We start from the raw sequence: 15163 nt of genomic DNA on the forward strand, positions 1-15163 counted from the left end.
TCTTGGTGGCAGTTGCTCACTTCTGGGTTGAGGACGAAGCGCGTCGCCAGAACTGGGACGATCGAGGGAGGAAACTCTAAGTATTCGCAACGCTTCCACGAACTGGCCCCCACGGGACTGGGCATGAACGCGGCCTAAATAATCGAAGAGGCCGGTCTATCAGCCTCTTCGTCATGGCTTCAATTCTCCGTCAGCAACGCGGACTATCTGGCTGTCTGAACCCGCCCTACTTAACTGGCATGCGCGGGTATTCGCGGGCGGGAGTAGCTCGTTCCGGTCACGGCGGAACCGGCAAGCGGCTGTTCCGAATCTTCCGGGGGATGCCAACTGCCTCTCCGCGGACGGGCTACGCGGGCCGGTCCCTGGTCAGGACAGAGGAGAGGTCGTAGCTGACGGGTTCCTCGAGCTGGTCATAGGTGCACGACTCCGGCGAGCGGTCCTGGCGCCATCGGACCCATTGCGCGGTGTGGCGGAACCGCTCGCCCTCCATGTGGTCGTACTTGACCTCGACGACGCGCTCCGGCCGCAGCGGGGTGAACGAGAGGTCCTTGTTTGCGTTCCAGCGGGAGTGCGCCGCCGCCGTAGGGGTGCGCGGTGCGGACTGGTCGCGGTTGTCCGGCAGCACTTCGGCGGGCTGCGCCCACGCCCAGGGGTGCCCTTCGAACGTGGTCACGAGCGGCTGCAGCTCCTCGAACAGCTCCTTGCGGCGGGCCATGGGAAACGCCCCGATGACGCCCACTGAGTTGAGCCGGCCCTGGGCGTCGTACAGGCCCAGGAGCAGGGATCCGATGGCGTCGGGCTCGTCCTTGTAGAGCCGGTACCCGGCGAGGACGCAGTCGGCCGTCCGCTCGTGCTTGAGTTTGGACATCACCCGCTTGTCCTCGGCGTAGAGCTCACCGAGAGGCTTGGCGATCACGCCGTCCAGGCCGGCGCCCTCGAACGTGCTGAACCACTCCAGCGCGAGGGCGGGGTCCTTGGTCGCCTGAGTGAGGTAGACCGGGGGCTTGGCGTCCTTGAATGCCTCCTCAAGGGCGGCGCGCCGCTCGCGGAACGGGCGCTCCACGTAGTTTGTCTGGCCCAATGCCAGCAGGTCGAAGGCCACGAAGCTCGCCGGCGTTGCGGCGCTCAGCTTTGCGATGCGGGAAGCTGCGGGGTGGATGCGCTGCTGGAGGGCATCGAAGTTGAGCCGGTCGCCGGTGTCCGGGTCCACGAGGACGATTTCGCCGTCGATGACCGAGTGGTCGGGGAAGCTTGCGATGATGGCCTCGACGAGCTCCGGGAAGTAGCGCGTCATGGGCAGGGAATTGCGCGAGCCGATCTCCACCCGTTCGCCGGAGCGCCACACGATCGAGCGGAAGCCGTCCCACTTCGGCTCATACAGGTACTCGCCGACCGGGAGATTCTTGACCGGCTTGGCCAGCATCGGCCCGTACGGGGGAGCGATCGCGGTTCCCCACCCGGCGTCGCGCTCGGCTTTGGGTGCCGAATAGTCCTCGTCGGCTCGGTCCGCCTTGCGCTTGCTCGGCGGCACCCGCGGCGGCTCGCCAGGCATCTTGGGGTAGTCCGGCGGGAAGTTGAGCTCACCGAGCCCGCGCTCGAGGTCCGCGTCCCATAAGGCGAGTGCGCCCGAAATGTCCCCCGGTGCGTCGTCGAGATCCGCCCACGGGCAGCCACGGGCGGCCACGAGCGCGGGAACCGTCCGGACGGTGAAGTCGCGCGGGTCGGCGTCGGGGAGCTCGTCCCATGTCAGCGGGGTCGAGACGGGTGCGTGAGGCAAGGGCCGGGGCGAATAGGCGGCGGCGATCGTCCGATCGCGGTTGGCCTGGTTGAAGTCGACAAAAACCCGCTCGCCGCGCTCCTCCTTCCACCACGAGGTGGTCACGAGGTCCGGCATGCGGCGCTCCAGCTCGCGTGCAATCCCGATGACGGCGTGCCGCACATGAAGGAACTCGTGCGTGGGCCGGATGCGCGAGTAGACGTGCACGCCCCGGTTGCCTGAAGTCTTCGCGTAGGCCGTGAGCCCGGCCTCGGCCATGACCTCGCGCAGCGCGAGCGCGGCGGTGACGGCGTCCCGGAAGTCGCGCCCGGGCTGCGGATCGAGGTCGATCCGCAGCTCGTCCGGGTTGTCCAGATTGGCTGTGCGCACTGGCCAAGGGTGGAAGGTGATCGTTCCCATCTGCGCCGCCCATGCGAGCTCGGCGGCCTCGTCGAACACGAGCTGGTCGTGGCGCCTGTGGGACGGGTAGGTGCACGTCACCGTCCTGAGGTAGGTAGGCGCGCCCCGCGGCGGCCGCTTCGAGAAGAACTCCTCGCCGTCGATCCCTTCGGGGAAGCGCTGCAGAGTCATGGGCCGATCGCCGTTGAGCCGAAGAAAGGGCGAGGCCACCGAGATCAGGTAGCGGACCAGCTCGCGCTTGGTAAGAGGCTCACGTCCCTCGACGGCGGGCCACAGCACCTTGTCCGGGCTGCTCAGCTTAACCTCCCGCACGCCGTCGGGGCCGTCCACGTGCAGGATCTCAGAATCCGCCATGCACCCAACAGTAGCTGCCACAACGCCGTTGGGGCAGGCCGGCGGATCAAACGGGACTCCCTTTGTCTAGCTTGGGATGCACGGGTATTCATGAGGTGGGAGTTGTCCGGTTCTCACGACGTCATTCGTTGGTTGGGGCAGCCTCCCAGCGCCCCTGGATGGAGTCTGTTTGACGTCGAGGAGAAGGCCTTTTGACCCGATGAATAGGGCGAAAAGCCAACTGAACCAGCTGCCGCGTTGCAGGCAACACGGGAATGCATGCAGTTCGTGCCGACGCTGATCCCCATCTACTCACACCGTTTCTTGCCGGGAGCGCCATCGCCGGCGGGAAGTCCGGTGTTTTCTGTCTATCAGACGGACGTGATCTATTGCGGGAGTGACCTTGCTGCCTACGTCGCGGCTGAGTTTTTCCGCCGGCTGAGATGAAATCACCGACGTATCGGGTCGGCTTTTGGTCTGATTTGGCGGAGGGCCGATGGGTTTAGTCTTCTCCTTCCACCAGTTCCACTTAACTGGCATGCGCCGGCATACCTGGGCAAGGAGAAGCCCATCTCGGTAGCTCGGGGAGGAGCGGAACGGATCCCACCGGGCAGCATCAGACGCCGCCGAGCTCCTCGTCGAAGCGGTCCCGTGCCGCCTGGATGTGCGGCATGTTCTGCTCCGCCCACTCCAGCAGCACGTCAACCGGGCGGCGGAGCGTCTTGCCGAGCGGGGTGATCCGGTAGGTGACGGCGATCGGACGCGTCGAGGTCACCTCGCGTTCGACGATGCCGTTGCGTTCCAGCCGCCGGAGCGTCCCGGTGAGCGATTTCTGCGTGACCTCCGGGACGGCGCGGCGGAGCTCGTTGAAGCGGGAAGGCCGTTCGCAGATCGAACATCCGTTGCAGCTTCCTGTAGAAACCTTCATCCAGAGTTCTCGCAGCTACTTCCACTCCCGCTGCTCAAGTGCCGATAATCAACATTATGTAAAGTAGAGGCGAAATCGGCGCCGCCCCCTTTCCGCCAATCCCCTTCTACCGCGGCACAACGACAACCTGCACCTCGTCTTCATAAATCACAGTTCCAGGGTCGTCCGAGGTAAGCACCTCATATTCAACCTGGTAGCGACGAAGCAGGTCCTCGTAGAACGTGGAATCGGCTAAAAGATGCGTCGCCGTGGCCTTAAACCACGACTGGGCCGTTGGATTGACATCACGATCAAAAACTGAAGGGTCAACAGTCGCAGGATCGGCGTACGCCGCATCCGCACGATCATTCGCGCTTCGCCACGCAACCCAGTCCTCGGCGCTGAGCCGTCCACTTGCGGCCAAACCGTTGGCGAGGGGAAAAATCCCCGGATAAGTACCGCGGCGATTCGGCAGGGCTGCCTGAAACCTAACGTATTTGGGCTGCTCAGGTTCCATCATTGGCCAAGCCTTTCATGAGCACCACGAATACGGGTGGTTTAGTCACGGCTCTCCCCCTCCTATGCACCAGAACCGGCTCTGGTCCGACGAATTGGACCCTCCTGCGCGACAGTGGCGAACCTTGAGCAATTTCAGCCAGCGCCGCCCGAATTTTGCACTGCCGAAGGCGCTGCAAGCATACCCGGGTGGGTCTAGGTCTCTTTCAGCGAAGGGTTGCAGGACTGGTTCCATTGCCATCAAGATCCACCTTCCTCCGGCTGATGGGGACGGCTCCCAGAAGCTGCCATGCGAGGGAGCCGCGCGTCTTCCCAGCGGCCGGCTGACCGTTCGGCGCTGTCTACCCTGCCCGTCCCGGAGATTTGATGGAAATTTACTCCACTCCCCTGAGTGTCGCGGGATACTAGCTTATGAGCATTAATGTGTCCAACCATGGGAAAGCTATGGACGATGCCCCGGAGTCGACGCTGCGACTGATGTCAGTTGTGGCGGTTTCGCGCGAGGCTTATGCACTCGAGCCTCCTCACAGCTACACGGTCTCGGCGGTCTTTTCCCGGCGGGTCAATCCGGCGGAGGCTCGTTCGATACAGGGGCCGGCATCGCACGCGCGGCTGGACGAGGCCGGCTACGGTCACATCAGCCTCGTGATCGATGATCGTCGGCTGGAGATCCTAAACACCAACCTGGCAGAGCTGAAGGCCGGATTGGCATCCGTGCTCGGTTCCTTGATCCGGGAAATCAGCGACCAGACGCGCCTTGAACAAGAGAAGCGGGACGAGGCCGCCCTGATGAAGAGTATGTCGGACGACGCCAGACGGAAGGAGATAGAAGAACAGGCACAGGGGATTTCCTTCGATTAGCCACCCGACGGCGGGGTGTCAGGTCGACCGGCAACTCCCGGCGACCTACCCGAGCGTGGCGAGGGCCTGATGTTTCACTTCCACGACGACGGACGTGTGGGCGTTGACCTGCATGACTTCACCGTCGATTTGTAGCGGGAGTGGATCGACAGTGGTGAACTCGTAGCTACTGACGCTCTCCTGCGGCCCCAGTCCGATGGTAATCGCCCGAAGGGTCATGAGGGCGATGCGCCATCTGCGGGCATGGGGAAGCATGATGACTTCCAACAAGCCGTCATTGGGCTCACCTGTTTCACTGACTTTGCCGTATTTGGCCATGTAGGCGACATTGGCCAACACGAGGCTGTCCAGCTTGGCACGGGCGCCATCGGCTCGCGCGATCTCGAAGGGTTCGAGTGCCCGGAACGTGCGCACCACGGAGACGAGTTCAGATAACCCGCCCTTGGTGCCTCCCTCTATGCCCAGTGCCATAACCGGTGTGAGGCCGAACCCGACATACGAGTGTGCATACCTCTCCCAGGCCTCGGCCCGTTCCCCGACCTGCAGCCGTAGAAGGTCAATGCGGCGGACTTTGCCGGCGACGATGGCCTCGATCAATGGCATCCGGCGTGTGCTACGGCGGTGATCGTTTGCGTTGCCAGCGGCCAGCACGGCACAAACGGCGCGGCCTCCGCCGTCCATGGCACCGTTGACTACCTCGTTGTACCCGCCGTCGCCGCTGACCGAAACAATCAATGGTGTCCCCGCAGCAGCGACCTCGCGGGCCAGAGCTCTGCCATGACCGGCGAAAGCAGTCGGCAGCAGGTCTACCGTCATTGCCGGAAGTCTGTAGCCAAGTTCTGTGTGGAGCGCTTTGGCCAAGACGTCCGAATGGTGGGAGCTTGCGGGATTGAATATCAGGACGATGCGGTCAAATGCCGGCGGAATGGAAGGCCCAGACAGGAGAATCCTCACCGCCAAGGTTCTGGTCCGCGGGCAAACCTGCGGCCGCTGATCTGTTGTGGAGTGATTTCGACAAAGATGTACTTGATCGTCGGGATCCAGGAGTGCAGGGGCAACTTCTTCGCCGTCTCGATGTCGACTTCGTGCTGGAGGGCGCGCGCGGTTCCCTTGACGATCACGCTCCAAGCGGCGTTGTCCGTGTACCCGTCGGTCTCCAATGCAACGTTGCGGTTGATCGTAAGGCTTACCAACTTGCTGCCTTGGGCCGTCCTGAAAAGAACCACACCGTCATGCGCCAGATAGTTGATGGGGAAGATTTCCGGCTGGTCCCCCACGCTCACTGCCAACCGGCCAAGTTCCGAGCCGGCCAGCAGGTCCCACGATTCGGCCGCGTCCAGTATGACGACCGGGTTCTCCTGATCGGTGCTCATCGTGATCTCCGTTCTGCCCGCAGCGGCGCAGCCATGACGCGCCCGTTGAATGATGCGGTGGAGTCATTCTCGTCCCATCAGGCACGTCAAGGAAGAGACGGCGAGGATCATCCAGCTTCGGTCGAAAATCGAAGAAGACCCGAAACTTTAAAGAAAGAGCCGCTGAGTCAGCCCATCCTGGTTCGCGCCCCGCCGACAGCCGGAAGCCCCGAGACACCAACACCCGGTCGCGAACAAATAGGGCGTAGACTCAAAGTATGTCGGGAACCCGTGAGAAGAATGATGGATCCCCGAGCAAAGAGCCCGCTTCCTCAGACGCGCCCGTGAAAACCATCGATGTGGCGCCGAGTCACATTCATGAGGACGCTGCGGAAAGCTAGGACAACGAGGGCGGCCGCGGCCGTGCTGCACCCGCAGGACAGTGGGGAAACAGCAAACCTCCAGTAAGGGTCTGTATCCGGACCCACATTTCAGTCACAGCCGTTCCCACGTTTTCGCGGATCCGACAGTGCATCCAAGAGAAACGTTGGCCAAGAAGCCATGACCGCTACCTATTACCAGCCCCTCACCCTCAGTGGTGTCCTCGCCTCTGCCCTGCCCCATGACATCGGCACAGCGAAAGGCTCCACCATCTACACGGTCCCGGCGGCCTTCTCCCGCAGGCCTCAAGCCCGGGAACTGGACCTTCTCCACAGCGCGTCCGTAGCCCGGAGCCTAGCGGAAGCCGGCTACAGCGAAGTCCAACTGCGCGTCTCGGACAGGCGCCTCCTGATCACCAACACCAACCTCGAAGAGCTCAAAGCCGGCCTGGCAGTCCTCGTGGGCAAGATCCTTCGCGATGTCTCCGAACGAGCCTTGCTCGAGCGCACCACCCGCGCGGAAGAACTGGATGCTCTGGCCCTGATCGAGGAACACCGACTCGACGCGGTGAACGCATCGGCCGCAGAAGTCCGCTTCGACTAGCGAGCCGCGCAACCGGCTAGCCAGCATCGGCCGTAAGAACAGTGAGGGGTCCTTGCCTGGAAAACCAGGCAAGGACCCCTCACTGCTGTGGGGGAACTACTCCCCTGCCGGCTGGGCGCCGGCGATGTTCACAAGCCAGGCGATGCCGAACTTGTCGGTACACATTCCGAAGGTATCGCCCCAGGGAGCCGCTTCGAGCGGCATGGCCACCGTGCCGCCGTCGGACAGTTTCTCCCAGTAGCCGCGCAGTTCAGCCTCGTCGCTGCTCTCCCCGCTGAGAGACACCGAGATGTTGTCGCCCGGGTTGTAGGACATGCCGTTTGGCGTGTCGGCGGCCATCAGCACCAGCCCGTTGTCCGAAACAAGCATGGCATGCATGACCTTGTCCGCCTCGGCCGGGTCCTGGCTGGCTTGGAACTCGCCGAAGGTGCTGATCGTCAGCTCCCCGCCGAACACCGACTCATAGAAGGTGATGGCATCCCGGGCGTTGTCGCGGAAGGAAAGGTACGGGTTAAGACGTGTTGCCATTTTCTTTCTTCTCCTCTTTCGCTGTACTGCTGGTTTCGCTGGAACTGCTGGATTCTGGTGCCCGCTGACGTCAGTTTCCGTCGTACGCCCGCTGCAGGACGCCCAAATCGAGTTTCTGCATCTTGAGCATCGCTTCCATGGCCCGCTGGGAGCCTTCGGGGTCAGGACCCGACAGCAGGCCGGGCAGCGCCGTCGGAACCACCTGCCAGGAGACTCCGAACTTGTCCTTGAGCCAGCCGCACTGGCTCTCCTCTCCGTCGGCGGTCAGGGCATCCCAGTAGCGGTCGACCTCGTCTTGGGAGTCGCAATTGATGATGAAGGAGACCGCCTCGGTGAAGTTGAACTGCGGGCCGCCGTTCAGGCCCAGGAACTCACGGCCTTCAAGCCGGAACTCGACCGTCATGGCTTTGCCGTCCGGGCCGGGCACCGTGGTGCCGATAGAGGAGTCGGGAAAAATCCCCGTGTAGAAGGCCGCGGCTTCCTCGGCTTCGCCGTCGAACCAAAGACAGGTGGAAATCTTCTGCATGACTGTGCGTCCCTCCCATATGCTGATGGCTCTTTGGGCCCCCGATTGAGGCTAGTCCGCGGATACCTCCAGCACAACGATCAGTCAGTCGCCCGCGGCCGGCGTGCGGGATACCAACGCCACGGTGTTGCCTTCGCTGTCTTCGATGAACGCCATCCATTCCTCAGTGCCCGCCGGTCCCAAAGTTGCGTCGGGGTGGGTGAAAATCAGCTGCGGAGGTGCAACGATTTTCACTCCGGCCCCCTCGAGCCTGGAAATCGCCGTATGGAGGTCGGGCTGTTCGAGGTAGAGCAGGGCCGGCGGTGCACCCCGTTCAAGGAGCAGCCGGACGCCGCCGAGGTCGAAGAAGACCAATCCCGACTGCTCGAAGCTGGCAAGGGGCTCGGCGCCAAGCAAACGCGAGTAGAAGGCGGTAGCCCGCTCTAGGTCCACCGCCCGTTGTGCGATCTGGATGACTTTCATGGACCCTCCCGTTCCTGGCCGTCCAGCCCCATCCTGCTCCGGTGGAGAGCAGGCTTCAAGGCCAGGGGGATTCGGAACGGGAATGCCGGCGGGATAAGGTCGGAACATGCCTTCAAGCACTCGAGGATCCCTGCTGCCTGTCTCCGCCGCCGTTATCGATGCCGCCTTGATTCTGCTGTTCGCGGCAATCGGCAGGGACACCCATCAGCGCGGAGAATCCGTGCTGGGGGTCCTGGCAACGGCCTGGCCATTCCTGGCCGGAGCGGCCGCCGGCTGGCTGATTGCCCGCGCCTGGCGCGCTCCGCTGGGAACCTGGCCGGTCGGCGTCGTGATCTGGATCAGTACGGTGGCCGGGGGCGTGCTCCTCCGCCTGGCGAGCGGACACACCGCCGCCGCCGCCTTCATCGTGGTCGCCCTGATCACGCTCGCGGTCTTCCTGCTCGGGTACCGCCTGCTGTGGGTCCTGGTGCTCCGGCTGCGGACCTCCCGCCGCCGGTCCTGAGCCAGGCAGCATGCACTAGGCTTGCTTTCGTCCACTGACGCAGCGGCGGATTGCCGCATGTAGGAAAGGCCCCACAGTGATCACTGCCTTTGTCCTGATCAAGACCGACGCTTCCCGCATTCCGGAAACGGCCGAGGAGATTTCCGCGATCCAGGGCATCAGCGAGGTCTACTCCGTCACCGGAGAGTGGGACCTGATCGCGGTAGCCCGCGTGGCGAAACACGAGGAACTTGCCGACGTCATTGCCGACCGGCTGTCCAAGGTTCCCGCCGTCGTGCACACCACTACGCACATCGCCTTCCGCGCATACTCCCAGCACGACCTCGACGCCGCATTCGCCCTCGGCTTCGAGCAGTAGGTCCTCGGCAGCGCCGGCTTGGAAGGCTCAGCCCTGGCTGAGCCCGATCCAGGTCTGCAGGACGTTCGCGGCCGCGCCGGAATCGATCGACTCGGCAGCCCGCTTGTAGGCGGCGTCCATCCGTTCGACCAGGCTTCCCTCCGCCGTTTCCGCAAAGGCCACCAAGCCGGCCGCGGCATTGAGGAGAACGGCGTCGCGCACTGCGCCCGGCGTCCCGTCCAATACGCTGCGCACGACGGCGGCGTTCGCCTTCGCGTCGCCGCCCTTCAGTTCGTCGATGGTCGAGGCCGGGATGCCCAGCTCGAGCGGCGAGAAGCGCTGTTCCCGGACCCCGCCGTCGCGGATTTCCCAGACTGTGGACGCGCCTGTCGTCGTCAGCTCATCCAGGCCGTCCTCGCCGCGGAACACCAGTCCCCTGCTCCCCCGACGCGCGAGGACGCCCGCAACCAGCGGAGCCATGGAAGCATTCGCGACGCCGACCGCCGATGCCTGCACATGGGCGGGGTTGGTCATGGGGCCGAGGAAGTTGAACGCGGTCGGAATACCTAGCTCCTTGCGCGGTACGGCCGTGTGGCGGAACGAGGGGTGGAACACCTGCGCGAAGCAGAACGTGATGCCGGCTTCCTCCGCGTTGCGGGCAACGCGGTCAATCGGGAGGTCGAGGCGGACGCCGAGGGCCTCCAGCACATCCGCTGAGCCGGAAGACGACGACGCCGCGCGGTTGCCGTGCTTGACGACCCTTGCCCCGGCGCCAGCCGCCACCAGGGCAGCCATTGTGGAGATGTTGACGGTGTTAAGTTGGTCACCACCGGTGCCGACGATGTCCAGCTTCTCGCCCGGGATGGACACCGGGTTCGCGTTCGCGAGCATGGCTTCGACCAGGCCGGTCACTTCCTCGACCGTTTCCCCCTTGGAGCGGAGCGCGACCAGGAATCCCGCGATCTGGGCCGGAGTCGCTTCCCCGGACATGATCGTGTTCATCGCCCACGCCGTGTTCTCCAGGGAGAGATCCTGTTTCCTGATCAGGGCGGAGATAAGGCCTGGCCAGGTGTTGCTTGCCTGCTGCTCGGATGCCGGTGAAGTCACCACTTGATGCTAGCGAGCGAGCCCGGCCGATGACCAATGTGAAACACGGCGGGAACTTTTCCGCGCGATTTCGCGTGTTTGTAGAAAAAGTCCCCCCAAAAGGCGGTTCGCGTTGGGAACTCAGGACTTTTACAGACATAATGTCCTTGTGACATCTGCGACCCATGCCCCCAGTACCCCGGCGCACCCGACGCTGAACCGCCCCAATCTCGTTTCCGTTGGAACGGTTGTTTGGCTGTCCAGTGAGTTGATGTTCTTCGCCGGCCTCTTTGCCATGTACTTCACCCTGCGCTCCACTTCCGGAGAGCTGTGGGCTGAAGAGACCGCCAAGCTCAACTTCCCGTTTGCGCTCGTCAACACCATCGTCCTGGTAGCAAGCTCCTTCACCTGCCAGATGGGTGTCTTCGCTGCGGAACGCCTTGAGCCGCGCCGCCGGGGCGGTGTGTTCCAGTTCACCCGTTGGGGCATGAACGAGTGGTTCGTCCTCACGTTCCTCATGGGTGGTTTCTTCGTTGCCGGCCAGACCACGGAATACGCGATGCTCGTGTCCGAGCACGTTTCGCTGTCTTCCAACGCTTACGGCTCCGCCTTCTACATCACCACCGGCTTCCACGGTCTGCACGTCATCGGCGGCCTCATTGCCTTCCTCTTCATCATCGGCCGCGCATTCGCCGCCAAGAAGTTCGGGCACTTCGAAGCCACGTCGGCAATTGTCACCTCCTACTACTGGCACTTCGTGGACGTTGTGTGGATCGGCCTCTTCCTGGTCATCTACGTCCTCAAGTAGCAAGGCTTGGCTCTTGCCGTCCAAGGGCCTGAACAACAAAGAAGCGGCTCCCGGAGCCGACGCAGGATCGAATTAAGGAACCACCACGTGAAGGCACTCTCGCAGAAGCGACGTCACCCACTGGCAGCCATTGCGCTGCTGCTGATGGGACTCCTCCTCACTGGTGGGCTGTACGCCGTCGCCACGACGGTCAACCAGGCCAAGGCAGAAACGACCACCTTCAGTGCAAGCGACACTGAAGAGGGCAAGAAGCTGTTCGAGGCCAACTGCGCCACCTGCCACGGCATGGGCGCCAGCGGCTCCAAGGACGGCCCCTCGCTGGTCGGTGTTGGTGCTGCTGCGGTTGACTTCCAGGTTGGCACCGGCCGCATGCCCATGCAGATGAACGGCCCCCAGGCCCAGAAGAAGCCGCTGCAGTTCAACGACGATCAGACGCACCAGCTTGCGGCATACGTCGCCTCCCTCGGAGCCGGCCCGGCCATCCCCGAAGAACACTTGCTCGACGAAAAGGGCAACGCCGCCGAGGGTGGCGAGCTGTTCCGGGTCAACTGCGCCATGTGCCACAACGCAGCTGCTGCCGGCGGCGCCCTGACCCGCGGCAAGTTCGCCCCGGCGCTGGCCGACGTGAGCGGCAAGCACATCTACGAAGCCATGGCCACCGGCCCGCAGAACATGCCTGTCTTCAACGACGCGAACATCTCGCCCGAAGGCAAGCGCAACATCGTCACCTTCCTGAAGAAGATCGAAGCCAACGGCTCCCCCGGCGGTGCCGACCTTGGCGCCCTCGGTCCGGTGTCTGAAGGCCTGTTCGTCTGGGTTGCCGGCCTTGGCGTGATCATCGCGTTCACCATCTGGCTGACTTCCCGCTCGTCGTAGGCGGCGCGTCCCGGAATTTCTGCTGCCAGCGCGCAGCAGCTTTGAATTGAAAATCCCCCCGGCATCTGCCGGGACAACGAGAGAAGGATGAGGCGAATTATGGGCAACCATAGTGACGGCAGTCCGAACCACTCGGGCACCGTAGCTACGGCTGGTCAGAATGAAGTGGAGAAGTTCCAGGATCCTGGGCTTCCTCCGCATCGTTTGCGCCTGGCTGACACGGACCCGAAGGCCGCGAAGCGAGCCGAGCGTCAGGTAGCCATTCTGTTTGGCGTCTCAATTGTCGGTACCTTGATCTTCCTTGGCGCGTACTTCGCCATTGATCTCGGTAACGACTCGACGATTGCCACGATCCGCAACCAGAACCTGCTGCTGGGCCTGGGCACCGCCTTCGCGATGCTCGGCATCGGCACCGGCATCGTCCACTGGGCCAAGGCCCTCATGCCGGACCACGAGGTCTCCGAAGAGCGCCACGCGATCCGCACCGAGGAAGACCGCCAGGCCGCTGTGCGCATCGTGGACGACATCGTCGAAGAGACCGGCATCAAGCGCCGCCCGCTGATCCGCAACACCCTTCTGGGTGCGGTCGCCCTGGCTCCCCTGCCGGCGATCGCCGTGTTCGGTGACCTTGGCCCCCGCCCGGACGACAAGCTCGCACACACCATGTGGGCCCCCCAGGAAGGCAAGCTCAAGCGCCTCACCCGCGACCCCGACGGCACTCCGATCAAGGCATCGGATGTCACCATCGGCTCGGCGTTCCACGTGATCCCCGAGGGCCTCAACGAACTCCACGAAGGCAAGCTGAACGAAAAGGCCAAGGCCGTCGTCCTGCTCATGCGCCTGAACCCGGACTCGCTGAAGATCTCCCCCGGCCGCGAAGACTGGAGCTACAACGGCATCGTTGCCTACTCCAAGATCTGCACCCACGTGGGTTGCCCGGTTGCTCTCTACGAGCAGCAGACGCACCACCTGCTGTGCCCCTGCCACCAGTCGACCTTCGACCTGACCCAGGAATGCAAGGTCATCTTCGGCCCGGCCAGCCGCCCGCTCCCCCAGCTGCCCATCGCAGTTGACGCTGAGGGCTACCTTGTCGCCACGAGCGACTTCAAAGAACCTGTAGGACCGAGTTACTGGGAGCGTGACGAGCATGAGCGCCGCATCAACAGCTGAAGCCCCCTTCGTCGCCAAGACCAAAGTTGGCCGCTTTACGGACTTCGTTGACGAGCGCGTCGGCGGCTCCGGAATCCTCCGCGAGTTCGGCCGGAAGGTCTTCCCCGACCACTGGTCCTTCATGTTTGGCGAGGTGGCGCTGTACTCCTTCGTCATCCTCCTGCTGTCGGGCACCTTCCTGACGTTCTTCTTCGACCCGTCCATGGCGGAAACCCATTACCAGGGTTCCTACACGCCGCTGTACAACGTCGAGATGTCCGTGGCATACAACTCCTCGCTGAACATCTCCTTCGACGTCCGCGGCGGCCTGTTCTTCCGCCAGGTCCACCACTGGGCAGCACTGCTCTTCGTGGCTTCCCTCGGTGTCCACATGCTCCGCGTGTTCTTCACCGGCGCTTTCCGCAAGCCGCGTGAAATGAACTGGGTTGTCGGCGGCGTGCTCCTGATCCTGGCCATGGCTGCCGGCTTCACGGGCTACTCCCTCCCCGACGACCTGCTCTCCGGCAACGGCCTGCGCATCATCGATGGCGTCATCAAGTCCATCCCGGTCATCGGTACCTACATCTCGTTCTTCCTCTTCGGTGGCGAGTTCCCGGGCACGGCCATCATCGGCCGCCTGTACGTGCTTCACATCCTGCTGGTTCCGGCACTCATCCTGCTGATGATCGTCATCCACCTGTTCATGGTCGTGGTCCACAAGCACACCCAGTACCCCGGCCCGGGCCGCAACGACGGCAACGTCGTCGGCTACCCTCTGGGCCCGGTTTACGCGGCCAAGGCAGGTGGCTTCTTCTTCATCGTTTTCGGCGTCGTCGCACTGATGGCAGCAGCGTTCACGATCAACCCGATCTGGAACTACGGCCCCTACGACCCCTCTCCGGTGTCTGCCGGTACCCAGCCTGACTGGTACATCGGTTTCGTGGACGGCGCACTGCGCCTCATGCCCGGGGTGGTCAACGACTTCCACTTCGAGTACGTGGTCTTCGGCCACACCCTGACCCTGAACGTCCTGCTTCCGGCCCTGGTGCCGGCGGGCATCATCTTCACGGTCCTGTTCACCTACCCGTGGATCGAACGCTGGATCACCAAGGACAACCGCGAACACCACGTTCTGGACCGTCCGCGCAACGCTCCGACCCGTACGGCCATCGGCGTAGCAGGCTTCACCTGGTACTGCGTGATGTGGGCAGCCGCCGGCTCCGACCTCATCGCCACGCACTTCCACGTGGCCCTGAATGACGTGACCTACTGGCTCCGCGCGCTGTTCTTCATCGGCCCGGTCATCGCCTTCGCGGTGACGAAGCGTGTTGCACTTGCCCTGCAGCGCAAGGACCGCGAGATCGCCCTGCACGGCCGCGAGACCGGACGTATCGTCCGCCTGCCGCACGGTGAGTTCATCGAGGTCCACGCTCCGCTCGACGACTACAAGCAGTACAAGCTGGTCGGCTTCGAGTCCTTGGCCCCGCTCCCGGCCGAACCGAACGAGCACGGTGTTGTGACCCGCAAGGAGAAGCGCCGCGCGGCGCTCTCCAAGTGGTTCTTCGAGGACCGCGTTGCCCCGGCAACGCCCGCCGAAGTGGAAGCCGCGCACGCGCACGGCCACCACGAAGCCATCGAAGGCGCTGAGCAGAAAAGCCTGAGCCACTAAGGCAAAGCATGCATGAAGGAAGGCCCCGTCCAATCGGACGGGGCCTTCCTTGCGTCTTGCCTTGCGTCTTGCGGATTTTCTCGCATCACCG

17 protein-coding genes are annotated in these 15163 nt (G+C 63.5%); 8 read left to right on the forward strand and 9 right to left on the reverse strand.

The features are described from left to right. Nucleotides 1-346: 346 nt before the first annotated feature. From ACN9M4_RS10555 to ACN9M4_RS10565, 3 genes are all read right to left on the reverse strand, one after another. Nucleotides 347-2530, reverse strand: a complete 2184-nt coding sequence (locus ACN9M4_RS10555; protein ID WP_426297648.1) for an ATP-dependent DNA ligase — start codon at nt 2528-2530, stop codon at nt 347-349. A 595-nt stretch (nt 2531-3125) separates the two neighbouring features. Continuing rightward, nucleotides 3126-3437: a winged helix-turn-helix transcriptional regulator gene (locus ACN9M4_RS10560; protein ID WP_426297650.1), complete on the reverse strand. Its 312-nt coding sequence runs from the start codon at nt 3435-3437 to the stop codon at nt 3126-3128. Between the two features lie 106 nt (nt 3438-3543). Next, entirely contained in the window at nt 3544-3936 is a 393-nt protein-coding gene (locus ACN9M4_RS10565) for a hypothetical protein (protein ID WP_426297652.1), read from the reverse strand. A gap of 407 nt (nt 3937-4343) precedes the next feature. Between ACN9M4_RS10565 and ACN9M4_RS10570 the strand changes: the two genes are divergently transcribed. Continuing rightward, a complete protein-coding gene (locus tag ACN9M4_RS10570) occupies nt 4344-4793 on the forward strand; it encodes a hypothetical protein (RefSeq protein WP_426297654.1) in 450 nt (149 codons plus the stop codon). Between the two features lie 45 nt (nt 4794-4838). Here ACN9M4_RS10570 and ACN9M4_RS10575 read toward each other — a convergent pair whose 3' ends face one another. Together ACN9M4_RS10575 and ACN9M4_RS10580 are read right to left on the reverse strand one after the other, a co-directional pair. Then, nucleotides 4839-5747, reverse strand: coding sequence for a diacylglycerol/lipid kinase family protein (locus ACN9M4_RS10575; protein ID WP_426297656.1), 909 nt, complete (start codon nt 5745-5747; stop codon nt 4839-4841). Then, complete coding sequence (locus tag ACN9M4_RS10580; RefSeq protein ID WP_426297658.1) at nt 5744-6166, reverse strand: pyridoxamine 5'-phosphate oxidase family protein; 423 nt, start codon at nt 6164-6166, stop codon at nt 5744-5746. Before ACN9M4_RS10580 ends, ACN9M4_RS10575 begins: the two co-directional genes overlap by 4 nt. A gap of 540 nt (nt 6167-6706) precedes the next feature. Here ACN9M4_RS10580 and ACN9M4_RS10585 point away from each other — a divergent pair. After that, a complete protein-coding gene (locus ACN9M4_RS10585) occupies nt 6707-7129 on the forward strand; it encodes a hypothetical protein (protein ID WP_426297660.1) in 423 nt (140 codons plus the stop codon). Nucleotides 7130-7225: 96 nt separating this feature from the next. Here ACN9M4_RS10585 and ACN9M4_RS10590 read toward each other — a convergent pair whose 3' ends face one another. From ACN9M4_RS10590 to ACN9M4_RS10600, 3 genes are all read right to left on the reverse strand, one after another. Next, nucleotides 7226-7657: a VOC family protein gene (locus ACN9M4_RS10590; protein WP_426297662.1), complete on the reverse strand. Its 432-nt coding sequence runs from the start codon at nt 7655-7657 to the stop codon at nt 7226-7228. Nucleotides 7658-7727: 70 nt separating this feature from the next. Beyond that, the gene (locus tag ACN9M4_RS10595) at nt 7728-8183 is read right to left on the reverse strand and encodes a VOC family protein (RefSeq protein ID WP_426297664.1); all 456 of its coding nucleotides are present in this window, start codon (nt 8181-8183) and stop codon (nt 7728-7730) included. 84 nt (nt 8184-8267) lie between these two features. After that, nucleotides 8268-8645, reverse strand: coding sequence for a VOC family protein (locus ACN9M4_RS10600; protein ID WP_426297666.1), 378 nt, complete (start codon nt 8643-8645; stop codon nt 8268-8270). A 106-nt stretch (nt 8646-8751) separates the two neighbouring features. On the opposite strand from ACN9M4_RS10600, the gene ACN9M4_RS10605 reads away from it, so the two are divergent. Then, nucleotides 8752-9147, forward strand: coding sequence for a DUF3054 domain-containing protein (locus ACN9M4_RS10605; RefSeq protein WP_426297668.1), 396 nt, complete (start codon nt 8752-8754; stop codon nt 9145-9147). A 76-nt stretch (nt 9148-9223) separates the two neighbouring features. After that, nucleotides 9224-9505 (forward strand): Lrp/AsnC family transcriptional regulator, encoded by a 282-nt coding sequence (locus tag ACN9M4_RS10610; RefSeq protein WP_115789157.1) that lies wholly within the window; start codon nt 9224-9226, stop codon nt 9503-9505. A gap of 27 nt (nt 9506-9532) precedes the next feature. Here ACN9M4_RS10610 and trpD read toward each other — a convergent pair whose 3' ends face one another. Next, complete coding sequence (gene trpD, locus ACN9M4_RS10615) at nt 9533-10591, reverse strand: anthranilate phosphoribosyltransferase (RefSeq protein WP_426297671.1); 1059 nt, start codon at nt 10589-10591, stop codon at nt 9533-9535. A gap of 112 nt (nt 10592-10703) precedes the next feature. On the opposite strand from trpD, the gene ACN9M4_RS10620 reads away from it, so the two are divergent. The 4 genes from ACN9M4_RS10620 (at nt 10704) to ACN9M4_RS10635 (ending at nt 15072) form a co-directional block, all read left to right on the forward strand. Beyond that, a complete protein-coding gene (locus ACN9M4_RS10620) occupies nt 10704-11378 on the forward strand; it encodes a cytochrome c oxidase subunit 3 (RefSeq protein WP_426297673.1) in 675 nt (224 codons plus the stop codon). Nucleotides 11379-11465: 87 nt separating this feature from the next. Next, nucleotides 11466-12254, forward strand: a complete 789-nt coding sequence (locus ACN9M4_RS10625; RefSeq protein WP_426297675.1) for a c-type cytochrome — start codon at nt 11466-11468, stop codon at nt 12252-12254. Between the two features lie 99 nt (nt 12255-12353). Continuing rightward, entirely contained in the window at nt 12354-13424 is a 1071-nt protein-coding gene (locus ACN9M4_RS10630) for a Rieske 2Fe-2S domain-containing protein (protein WP_426297677.1), read from the forward strand. Further along, nucleotides 13402-15072 (forward strand): cytochrome b, encoded by a 1671-nt coding sequence (locus ACN9M4_RS10635; protein ID WP_426297679.1) that lies wholly within the window; start codon nt 13402-13404, stop codon nt 15070-15072. The genes ACN9M4_RS10630 and ACN9M4_RS10635 overlap by 23 nt, the downstream gene beginning before the upstream one ends. Nucleotides 15073-15163 lie beyond the last annotated feature (91 nt).

It is taken from the genome of Arthrobacter sp. R-11, assembly GCF_049913155.1.
Classification (GTDB): Bacteria; Actinomycetota; Actinomycetes; order Actinomycetales; family Micrococcaceae; genus Arthrobacter.

What these genes read in the sequence shown, in the direction of transcription:
- ACN9M4_RS10600 (WP_426297666.1), bottom strand. Translation starts at nt 8,645, where the DNA reads ATGAAAGTCATCCAGATCGCACAACGGGCGGTGGACCTAGAGCGGGCT.
- ACN9M4_RS10590 (WP_426297662.1), bottom strand. Translation starts at nt 7,657, where the DNA reads ATGGCAACACGTCTTAACCCGTACCTTTCCTTCCGCGACAACGCCCGG.
- ACN9M4_RS10560 (WP_426297650.1), bottom strand. Translation starts at nt 3,437, where the DNA reads ATGAAGGTTTCTACAGGAAGCTGCAACGGATGTTCGATCTGCGAACGG.
- ACN9M4_RS10630 (WP_426297677.1), top strand. Translation starts at nt 12,354, where the DNA reads ATGGGCAACCATAGTGACGGCAGTCCGAACCACTCGGGCACCGTAGCT.
- ACN9M4_RS10565 (WP_426297652.1), bottom strand. Translation starts at nt 3,936, where the DNA reads ATGATGGAACCTGAGCAGCCCAAATACGTTAGGTTTCAGGCAGCCCTG.
- ACN9M4_RS10570 (WP_426297654.1), top strand. Translation starts at nt 4,344, where the DNA reads ATGAGCATTAATGTGTCCAACCATGGGAAAGCTATGGACGATGCCCCG.
- ACN9M4_RS10605 (WP_426297668.1), top strand. Translation starts at nt 8,752, where the DNA reads ATGCCTTCAAGCACTCGAGGATCCCTGCTGCCTGTCTCCGCCGCCGTT.
- ACN9M4_RS10585 (WP_426297660.1), top strand. Translation starts at nt 6,707, where the DNA reads ATGACCGCTACCTATTACCAGCCCCTCACCCTCAGTGGTGTCCTCGCC.
- ACN9M4_RS10555 (WP_426297648.1), bottom strand. Translation starts at nt 2,530, where the DNA reads ATGGCGGATTCTGAGATCCTGCACGTGGACGGCCCCGACGGCGTGCGG.
- ACN9M4_RS10580 (WP_426297658.1), bottom strand. Translation starts at nt 6,166, where the DNA reads ATGAGCACCGATCAGGAGAACCCGGTCGTCATACTGGACGCGGCCGAA.
- ACN9M4_RS10595 (WP_426297664.1), bottom strand. Translation starts at nt 8,183, where the DNA reads ATGCAGAAGATTTCCACCTGTCTTTGGTTCGACGGCGAAGCCGAGGAA.
- ACN9M4_RS10635 (WP_426297679.1), top strand. Translation starts at nt 13,402, where the DNA reads ATGAGCGCCGCATCAACAGCTGAAGCCCCCTTCGTCGCCAAGACCAAA.